The 9456-nt window shown below is 67.5% G+C and carries 11 protein-coding genes; 6 read left to right on the plus strand and 5 right to left on the minus strand.

Annotated elements, in window-relative coordinates:
- Positions 1-328, plus strand: a 328-nt coding sequence (locus ACEN88_RS17405) for a LysR substrate-binding domain-containing protein (RefSeq protein WP_413341520.1), incomplete at its 5' end; no start/stop codon positions are given.
- On the opposite strand, the gene ACEN88_RS17410 is transcribed toward ACEN88_RS17405, so the two are convergent.
- Positions 325-2106: an amidohydrolase gene (locus ACEN88_RS17410; protein ID WP_413341522.1), complete on the minus strand. Its 1782-nt coding sequence runs from the start codon at positions 2104-2106 to the stop codon at positions 325-327. The genes ACEN88_RS17405 and ACEN88_RS17410 overlap by 4 nt on opposite strands.
- 103 nt (positions 2107-2209) lie before the next feature.
- Here ACEN88_RS17410 and ACEN88_RS17415 point away from each other — a divergent pair, with 103 nt between their 5' ends.
- Positions 2210-2407: a hypothetical protein gene (locus ACEN88_RS17415; protein ID WP_056131219.1), complete on the plus strand. Its 198-nt coding sequence runs from the start codon at positions 2210-2212 to the stop codon at positions 2405-2407.
- A gap of 2 nt (positions 2408-2409) precedes the next feature.
- On the opposite strand, the gene ACEN88_RS17420 is transcribed toward ACEN88_RS17415, so the two are convergent.
- From ACEN88_RS17420 to ACEN88_RS17435, 4 genes are all read right to left on the minus strand, one after another.
- Complete coding sequence (locus ACEN88_RS17420) at positions 2410-3330, minus strand: pirin family protein (protein ID WP_413341524.1); 921 nt, start codon at positions 3328-3330, stop codon at positions 2410-2412.
- Between the two features lies 1 nt (position 3331).
- Positions 3332-3715, minus strand: a complete 384-nt coding sequence (locus ACEN88_RS17425) for an OsmC family protein (protein WP_413341526.1) — start codon at positions 3713-3715, stop codon at positions 3332-3334.
- Positions 3716-3795: 80 nt separating this feature from the next.
- Positions 3796-4215, minus strand: a complete 420-nt coding sequence (locus ACEN88_RS17430; protein ID WP_056131209.1) for a DoxX family protein — start codon at positions 4213-4215, stop codon at positions 3796-3798.
- A gap of 50 nt (positions 4216-4265) precedes the next feature.
- Positions 4266-4967: a pirin family protein gene (locus ACEN88_RS17435; RefSeq protein ID WP_413341527.1), complete on the minus strand. Its 702-nt coding sequence runs from the start codon at positions 4965-4967 to the stop codon at positions 4266-4268.
- Between the two features lie 225 nt (positions 4968-5192).
- On the opposite strand from ACEN88_RS17435, the gene ACEN88_RS17440 reads away from it, so the two are divergent.
- From ACEN88_RS17440 to ACEN88_RS17455, 4 genes are all read left to right on the plus strand, one after another.
- Positions 5193-6872, plus strand: coding sequence for an AMP-binding protein (locus ACEN88_RS17440; RefSeq protein ID WP_413341529.1), 1680 nt, complete (start codon positions 5193-5195; stop codon positions 6870-6872).
- Positions 6869-7468 (plus strand): NAD(P)H-dependent oxidoreductase, encoded by a 600-nt coding sequence (locus ACEN88_RS17445; protein ID WP_413341531.1) that lies wholly within the window; start codon positions 6869-6871, stop codon positions 7466-7468. The genes ACEN88_RS17440 and ACEN88_RS17445 overlap by 4 nt, the downstream gene beginning before the upstream one ends.
- Before the next feature lie 33 nt (positions 7469-7501).
- Positions 7502-8449: a LysR substrate-binding domain-containing protein gene (locus tag ACEN88_RS17450; RefSeq protein WP_413341533.1), complete on the plus strand. Its 948-nt coding sequence runs from the start codon at positions 7502-7504 to the stop codon at positions 8447-8449.
- A gap of 123 nt (positions 8450-8572) precedes the next feature.
- On the plus strand, positions 8573-9412 hold the full coding sequence (locus tag ACEN88_RS17455; RefSeq protein WP_413341535.1) for an alpha/beta fold hydrolase: 840 nt from the start codon (positions 8573-8575) through the stop codon (positions 9410-9412).
- Positions 9413-9456: the final 44 nt, after the last annotated feature.

A 9456-nucleotide genomic window follows, 5' to 3' on the forward strand; every position in this document is an offset into this window, starting at 1 on the left:
GATCACGTGGGACGAAGCGCACGCGCACCTGCCGGCCGCGCAATGGCTCGCGAAGCGGGCACCGGAGGCGCACGTGGTGCTGGCCGTGTCGACCTTGCGCGCGCAGATCGCGGCCGCGCGCGCGGGGCTTGGCCTCGCCGTCATCCCGGACTTCCTCGTCACGGATCCCGATCTCGTCCGCGTGCTGGCGCCGGGTGATGTGTTCAGCGACGGCGTCTGGCTCGTGCTGCATGCGGATCTCGCCGCGTCGAGCCGGGTGCGCGCCGTCGCCGACTTCCTCGCGGAGACGGTCGAAGCAGCCCGCGCCGCGCTGGCGGGCGAGGCCTAGCGGTTCTGGTAGCCGCCGTACGTCGCGACGGGACTCCACGCCGGCGACACCGGCAGCGCCTTCGGTGCGAGCGGCGCATAGTCGCCCGCGCCGTAGACCACCTTGCCGTTGACGACGGTGAGCACGCTCTCCAGCCGCTTGATGCCCTCCGCGTCCATGGCGAAGTAATCCTGCGGCAGCACGACGAAGTCGGCGTACTGGCCGCGTTTCAGGGTGCCCTTCACTTTCTCCTCACCGCTCATCCACGCGGACCCCGTCGTGATCAGCTTCAGCGCTTCGAAGCGGGTCAGGCGGTCGCCATCCTGCCAGATCTGCAGGCCGCCGGCCGTCTTGCCGGTGACGGCCCAGTACACGGACGGCCACGGGTTGTAGCTGGAGACGCGCGTGCCGTCCGTGCCCAGGCCGACGGGGATGCCCTGCGCGAGCATCTTGCGGATCGGCGGCATCTGGCGCGTCTGTTCGCCGTAGCGCTTCCAGTACGACTCGCCCTGGAAGTGCATGCGGTCCTGCACGGCGATGCCGCCGCCCAGCTTCCTGATGCGCGCGAGGTCGGCGTCGGTCACGGTCTCGCCGTGGTCGATGATGAAGCGCAGGCCGTTCAACGGCGTCTGCGCATTGACCTTCTCGATCACGTCCAGGTCGCGCGCGATGCTCTCGCCATACGTCGCGTGCAGGCGGAACGGCCAGCGGTTCTTCACGAGCAGCGACACGACGGGTTCCAGATCGTGTTCCATCGAGGCCGGCAGGTCCGGACGGGGCTCCAGGAAGTTCTCGAAGTCGGCTGCGCTGGCGACGAGGTTTTCGCCCGCGCCTTCGGCCGAGAAGCCGTTCGGGTACAGCATGTGGTCGTTCTGCTTCGGATGCGTCATCGTCAGCCAGCGCTGGAAGTCTTCCAGTTCCTTGCCGGCCTTTTGCGCGAACAGGTAGTAGGCCGTGCGCACCGTCAGCTTGCCCTGCTTCGCGAGTTCCAGCGACACGCCGTAATCGTCCGGGTAGTTCTGGAAGCCGCCGCCCGCGTCGATGGCGCTCGTCACGCCCAGGCGGTTCAGTTCGCGGTAGAACTGCAGGGTCGAGTTGACCTGGTCGTCGTGGCCCAGCTTGTTCGTCTTCGCGAGGGTCGAGTACAGGATCAGAGCGTTGGGCTTGGCGATCAGCTTGCCGGTCGGCTGGCCGTTCGCGTCCAGTTCGACCTCGCCGTCCTTGTAGTGCGTGTTGCGGTCGTAGCCCAGCGTCGCGATGCCCTTCTTGTTGAGGAAACCGAGGCCGTACAGGTACAGGATGAACACGGGCTTGTCCGGCACGGCGGCATTGATTTCTTCCAGCGTGGGCAGGCGCTTTTCCTCGAACTGCCATTCGTTCCAGCCGCCCACGACCTTCACCCACTGGCCGTCCGGCGTGCGCGCGGCCTGCTCCTTCAGCATCGCCAGCGCGCGTTTCAGCGACGTCACGCCGTCCCAGCGCAACTCCATGTTGTAGTTCAGGCCCTCGCGGATCACGTGCAGGTGCGAGTCGTTCAGGCCGGGAATCACGGTGCGGCCGTGCGCGTCGATCACCCGCGTGTTCGCCCGCTTCAGTTTCAGCACCTTCGCGTTGCTGCCGGTGGCGAGCACCTTGCCGTCCTTGACGGCGATGGCCTGCACGAACTCGCCTTCTTTCGCCATCGTGGCGATCTTGCCGTTCGTGAGGATCAGGTCGGCCTGCGCGAAGGCGGCGCCGGCCGTGAGGAAGCCCGCTGCGGCCAGGGCGGCGCGCAGCGCGGGGATACGAATCGTGTTCATGATGTCTTTCTTCGGTTGCTCAACGGGCGCAGGTTAGCGGATCCTAATGCGTGGCACACCTGCCTTACGACCGGGCCGGCGGGCTTCGTGTTAGCATCCGACGATGGAACGACGAAGCGACTACAAGACCGCCCTCATGATCGAATCCACGATCCACGAGGCCCAGGAACAGAACCGCTCGCCCGCGCGCGCACTGGCGTCGCTGGGCGTGCCGTTCGAGATTGCGATGCGTGTGCTCACGCGCCCGGACGAGCGGCGCCATGCGGTGCCGCCGCCGCGCAGCGCGGATGCCCAGGGCTAAGTTCAGGGATAGCGGACCGGCCGGCCCGGCAGATCCGGTAAGGGAATGAATTCCGTCTCGCCGGGTACCTGCGGGAAGCGCTGGGCTTTCCAGTCTTCCTTGGCCTGCTCGATGCGGTCGGATGAGGACGAGACGAAGTTCCACGTCAGGTAGCGCGGGCCATCCATCGGCTCGCCGCCCAGCAGCATCACGCGGGCGCCCCTGTTCCCGGTCGCCGCCAGCGTGACCGTCGCACCCGGTTTCAGCACGAGCAGCTGGCCTTGTTCGAAGCGGCCGTCGCGGCCCAGGTCGAGCGTGCCGTCCACCACGTACAGCGCCTGTTCCGGATACTCGGCCGGCAGCGTCAGGCGCGCGCCCGGCTGCAGCGCCAGGTCGACGTAGAACAGCGGCGACTGCACGGGCACGGGCGAGCGCTTGCCGAAATAGCTGCCGGCGATGATGCGGGCGGTGGCGCCGTCGCCGTCGAGGATCGGCAGCTCCTGCGAGCCGATGTGCGCGAAGGCGGGATCGCACTCTTCCTTCTCCTTCGGCAACGCCACCCAGCACTGGAGGCCGAACAGGTTGGAGCCGGCCGCGCGCACGTCCGGGCCGGTGCGCTCGGAATGGACGATGCCCTTCCCGGCCGTCATCCAGTTCACTTCGCCCGGCTTGATGTCCTGCACGGTGCCGAGGCTGTCGCGGTGGCGGATCTGGCCGTCCAGCAGGTACGTGACGGTGGCCAGGCCGATGTGCGGATGCGGCCGCACGTCGATGCCCTCGCCCGCGTGGAAAACGTGCGGCCCCATCTGGTCGAGGAAGACGAACGGCCCCACCATCCTGCGATCCTTGTGCGGCAGCGCGCGCCGCACTTCGAAGCCGCCGCCCAGGTCGTGCGTGCGCGGGATGATGATGGTTTCCAGACTCTCGTGTTCGAACGCGTCCATGTCAGCGTGCCTCCGTGGTGATCTGGATGGTCCCGGACAGCGTCTTGTGCACCGGGCATTTGTTGGCGATGTCGGTCAGACGGGCCTTCGTCTCGTCGTCCAGCGCGCCGATGTATTCGATCGTGCGGTGCAGGCCGTAGGCCGCGCCTTCCTGGCCATGCTTGATCGAGACCTTGATCTCGTCCAGCGGATAGCCCTTGCGCCTGGCGTACAGGCTCACGGTCAGCGTCGTGCAGGCCGCCAGCGCGGCGGCCAGGATGTCGTGCGGTTCCGGGCCGCTGTCCTCGCCGCCGAATTCCGGCTTCACGTCCGTCAGGATGCGGTGTTGGCCGATCTCGATCACCTGCTGCAGCGGCCCCGCGCCGCGATGCGTCGTCACTTCCATGGCTCGTTCTCCTCGTCTATTTCTTTTGCGTGGATGTCCGCCACCCGTGTACGCCAGGTCGCGGACAAATTGTACCCGTCTCAGGCTGCCCGGCTGCGCAGTACGTTCACTCGTGCGGCGCTCGTCTCGCGCTGGCGTTCGACGTCGAACAGGGCCAGCAAGCCGCCGAAGATCGCCACGTTCTTCAGGAAGTGGTTCAGCTGGTTCTGGAACTCGGCCGCGTCCACATGCCAGAAGCCGTGGAAGATCAGGGTGACGGGCACCGTGAACAGCGCGAGCGCCAGCGCCGCATATTTCGCCTGGATCCCGGTGACCAGCGCCAGCCCGCCGCCGACCTCGAGCAGGATCGCGCCCGCCAGCAACAACCCCGCCGCCGGGATGCCCAGGCTGTTCATCCATCCGGCCACGTAGCCGAAGCCGATGATCTTGTTGATGCCCGATGCGAGGAACAGTGCGCCCACCAGGGCGCGGCCGACGGGATACAGTTTAGTGGTTTCCATGCTCTTCTCCTCGAATATCGTTGCGTTTGACTCGTTAATGTTCACCAGGTTCAGACCGGCAGGTCGAACAGCAGCACTTCCGCATCCTTCGCGTCCGACAGCGCCACGACGGCCTCGTCGCTGATCTGGACGGCGTCGCCGGCTTCCAGGGCGCAGCCGTTCACCGTGAGGTTGCCCCGCGCCACTTGCACGTAGGCCTGGCGGCCCGGCAGCAACGCATGGTCGGCGCGCTCGCTGCCATCGAGGATCGTCGCGTAGATGGCGGCGTCCTGGCGCAGCGACACGGAACCGTCGCGGCCGTCGTTCGACGCGATCAGGCGCAGCTTGCCGCGTTTGCTGTCCGTGTCGAAGTGCTTCTCTTCGTAGCCCGGTTCGCCGCCCGCCTCGGCCGGGATCACCCAGATCTGCAGGAAGTGCACGGATTCCGTCGCCGAGTGGTTGTACTCGCTGTGGGTGACGCCCGTGCCGGCGCTCATGCGCTGCACGTCGCCGTAGCGCAGGACCGAACCGTTGCCCATGCTGTCCTTGTGTTCCAGCGCGCCGTCCAGCACGTAGGAGATGATCTCCATGTTCTTGTGGCTGTGCGGATCGAAGCCGCGGCCCGGGGCCACGCGGTCTTCGTTGATCACCCGCAGCGGGCCGACGTTCATGTGGGCCGGGTCGTAGTAGTGACCGAACGAGAAGGTGTGCTGCGAGCGCAGCCAACCGAAACTGGCGACACCGCGGTCCGCGCTTTTACGTACTTTCAGCATGATGTTCTCCTTGTGATTGTGATTTGGGTGTTCGAACAGTTCGAACACGCTGCGCTTCCCTGCTGGCTTGTTGCCCTCGAAAGCGCGTTTCCATGGAAAGCATTATGGTCGGTGCCAAGCAAGAAGAAAAACGAGTTGTTTTATGGTCTATCATCGATTTTTTCGACAATCGACCGCCGCGCATGGACGCTACACTGTGTCGGAAGGGATAAACAGGAGACACAGATGCAAGCCAGCTACGTCCACGGGGCGCACTCGCTCCCCCTCATCGGCGACACGATCGGGGCCCACCTCGACCGCATCGCCGAGCGCCATCCCGACCGCGATGCGCTCGTCATCCCGCACCAGTGCGTGCGCTGGAGCTGGCGCCAGCTGCGCGAACGCGCGGACCGGCTCGCGGCCGGCCTGCTGGGCTTGGGCTTGCAGCCCGGCGACCGCATCGGCATCTGGTCGCAGAACCGCGCGGAATGGGTGCTCACGCAATTCGCCACCGCCAAGGCCGGCCTCGTCATGGTCAACATCAATCCGGCCTACCGCCGCGCCGAGCTGGAATACGCGCTGGCCAAGGTCGGCTGCCGCGCGCTGATCCTCGCGCCCGGCTTCAAATCGAGCGACTACCTCGGCATGCTGCGCGACCTCGTGCCCGAACTCGATGGCGCCGCACCGGGCGAACTGCGCAGCGCGACGCTGCCCGGGCTGCGCCACGTGATCCGCCTCGGTCACGAATCCACACCGGGCATGCTGGCCTTCGACACGGTGGCGCAATGCGCGACCCCGGCCGACATGGCGCGCCTGCACGCCGTGGCGCGCACCCTGCAGTTCGACGATCCGGTCAACATCCAGTTCACGTCCGGCACGACGGGCACACCGAAAGGCGCCACGCTCACGCACCACAACATCCTGAACAACGGCTTCTTCATCGGCGAGGCGATGCGCCTGACGGAACGCGACCGCCTGTGCATCCCCGTCCCGCTGTACCACTGCTTCGGCATGGTGCTGGGGAACCTCGCATGCATGACGCACGGCGCCGCGATGGTCTATCCCGGCGAAGGCTTCGATGCCGGCGCGGTGCTCGCCACCGTGCAGGCCGAGCGCTGCACGGCGCTGCACGGCGTGCCGACGATGTTCATCGCGCTGCTGGACCATCCCGGGTTCGCATCGTTCGACCTGGGCAGCCTGCGCACGGGGATCATGGCCGGCTCGCCCTGTCCGATGGAAGTCATGCAGCGCGTGATCCGGCAAATGCACATGGACGAGATCACGATCGCCTACGGCATGACGGAGACGTCGCCCGTCAGCTTCCAGACCTCCGTCGACGACCCGCTCGCGTGCCGCGTGGGCACGGTCGGGCGGATCCACCCGCACCTGGAAGTCAAGATCGTCGACGCGGAGGGCCAGGTCGTCCCGCGTGGGGAAACCGGGGAGCTGCTCACGCGCGGCTACTCGGTGATGCTCGGCTATTGGGGCGACGACGAACGCACGCGCGAAGCGATCGACCCGGCCGGCTGGATGCACACGGGCGACCTTGCCACGCTGGACGCGGACGGCTATTGCCGCATCGTGGGCCGCGCCAAGGACATGGTGATCCGCGGCGGCGAGAACATTTACCCGCGCGAGGTCGAGGAGTTCTTGTATCGCCATCCGAAGGTGCTGGACGTGCAGTGCGTGGGCGTGCCCGACCCGAAATACGGAGAAGAACTGTGCGCGTGCATCGTGCTGCGCCCGGGCGAGCACGCGGATGCGGACGAGATCCGCACCTTTTGCCAGGGGCAGATCGCGCACTACAAGATCCCGCGCTATATCCGGTTCGTGGACGGGTTTCCGATGACGGTGACGGGGAAGATCCAAAAGTTCATGCTGCGCAAGGAGGCGGCGGACGATCTCGGGCTGGGGGGCCATGCATGAAGTGTCTCGTCGTGATCGCCCACCCCGTCCATGACAGCCTGTGCCGCGCGCTGGCCCGGCACGCCATCTCCACCCTGACCGCCCACGGCCACGACGTGGTCGTCGAAGACCTGTACGGCGCCGGCTTCGCGCCGGCGTTGACGGCGACGGAACGCGCGAGCTACTACGGACCCGCGTTCGACGCAAACGCCACCGGGACGCACATCGCGCGCCTGCAGGCCGCCGAGGCACTCGTGCTCGTGTTCCCGACGTGGTGGTTCGGCTTCCCCGCCATGCTGAAAGGCTGGTTCGACCGCGTGTGGGCGCCGGGCGTCGCGTACGACCACGCCGGCGACCTGGGGCCGATCCGGCCGCGCCTGGACAAGCTGCGCCATGCGCTCGCGATCACGTCGCTCGGTTCGCCGTGGTGGGTCGACCGCCTCATCCTCCGCCAGCCCGTGAAACGCGTGCTGAAGACGGCGCTGCTGGGGACGTGCGCGCCGCAGTGCCGGTTCGGGATGCTGTCGCTGTACCGGGCCGAGTCGCTCGCGCCGAAGCAGGTGCAGGCGTTCCGCGCCCGTATCGGAAGGACGTTGTCGAAGTGGGCGCGCGCCTGATACGATGCGCCCCTCGCCCTCGATTGCCCGCACATGCTCAGACTCAGCCTGGACGCCCTCCTCACCGTCGACACGATCGCCCGCCGCGGCAGCTTCTCGGCCGCCGCGAAGGAGCTGTATCGCGTGCCGTCGACGATCTCGTACACCGTCTCCAAGCTGGAGGACGACCTGGGCGTGCAGTTGTTCGAGCGCTTCGGCCCGCGCGTCGTCCTCACGCCGGCCGGCGAAGAGCTGCTGAAGGAAGGCCGCTACCTGCTCAAGGCCGCGGGCGACCTGGAGAGCCGCGTGCGCCGCGTGGCCTCCGGCTGGGAGACCGAATTCACCATCGGCATGGACTCCGCACTCGCCCCGCTCGGCCTGCAGGACGACATCCGCGCCTTTTATGACGTGGCCGACCAGACCCGGTTGCGCATCGTGCGCGAAGCGTTGTCCGGCACGTGGGAAAGCCTGCTCGACCGCCGCGTCGACCTGCTCGTCGGCGCGGCCGGCGAAGGGCCTTCCGGCGGCGGCTACACGGCGGAACCGCTGGGGACGATGTCGTTCGTGTTCGTCGTCGCGCCTTCCCACCCGCTGGCGAGGGTCCGGCATCGCCTGGGCAAGGCGGAGCTGACGGCGCACCGCGCGGTGTCCGTCGCCGACTCCGTCCGGCTGCTGCAGGCGCGCACGGTGGGCCTGCTGTTCGGCCAGGACACCCTGACCGTCCCCGACATGCAGACGAAGTACGAATTCCAGCTGGCGGGCCTCGGCTTCGGCTTCCTGCCCGAGGCGTGGGCGCGCGCCGACATCGCGGCCGGCCGCCTCGTGCAGAAGGAAGTCGAGGAGCCGAAGCCGGACGAGACGCTGTACATGGCGTGGCGCACGGGCGAGGAAGGCGCGGCACTGAAGTGGTGGCGCGAGCGCATGCGCGCGTCGGCGCCGGTGGACCGCATGCTCGCTCTCAACTGCCCGGTCGAGAAGGCAACACCCGATACCGCCAGGTAAGCAAAACCTATACGTTCGTATGACTAGACCGCCCGCGCGCCGCTCCCGACAATGTCCGGGTCCGGATGCGGCGGCGCGCGCTGTCCCTTCCGGCTTCCAGCCACCAACCCGAAGGGACACGCCATGACCATCACCCGCACCGCCAACACCATCACGACCCGCGACGGGACCATCATCCACTTCACCGACTGGGGCCACGGTCCCGCCGTCGTGTTCAGCCACGGCTGGCCGCTGCAGGGCGACGCCTGGGAAGACCAGATGATGTTCCTGGCGAACCATGGCTACCGCGTCATCGCCCACGACCGCCGCGGCCACGGCCTGTCGAGCAAGCCCTGGCACGGCAACCACATGAACGACTACGCGGACGACCTGGCGCAACTGGTCGAAGCACTGGACCTGACCGACGTGACCCATGTCGGCCACTCGACCGGCGGCGGCGAAGTCGCGCGCTACATCGGCCGCCACGGCACCGACCGCGTCAAGCGCGCCGTGCTGGTGGGCGCCGTGACGCCGCAGATGGCCAAGTCGGATGCGAACCCGAACGGCGTGCCGATGTCCGTGTTCGACGGCATCCGCGCCGGCGTGCAGGCCGACCGCGCCCAGTTCTTCAAGGACCTGAGCATCCCGTTCTACGGCTTCAACCGCGAGGGCGCCAAGGATTCGCAGGGCGCGCGCGACACGTTCTGGCTGCAGGGCATGCAGTGCAGCGTGCGCGCCGCCTACGAGTGCATCAAGCAGTTCTCGGAAACCGACTTCACGGAAGACCTCCAAAAGATGACGATCCCGACCCTCGTCATCCACGGCAGCGACGACCAGATCGTCCCGATCGACACCACCGCGCGCCGCGCCGTCGAGATCCTGCCGCAGGGCCGCCTGGTCGTCTACGAAGGCGGCCCGCACGGCCTGGCCTTCACCCACAAGGACCGCCTGAACGCCGACCTGCTCGCGTTCCTGCGCTCCTGATGCAATCACGCCGGCAGCGCCGCGCCCTCCGCGGGCGCGGGCGC

It is taken from the genome of Massilia sp. CT11-108, assembly GCF_047302915.1.
In the GTDB taxonomy this organism is placed as follows: Bacteria; Pseudomonadota; Gammaproteobacteria; order Burkholderiales; family Burkholderiaceae_D; genus Telluria; species Telluria orientalis.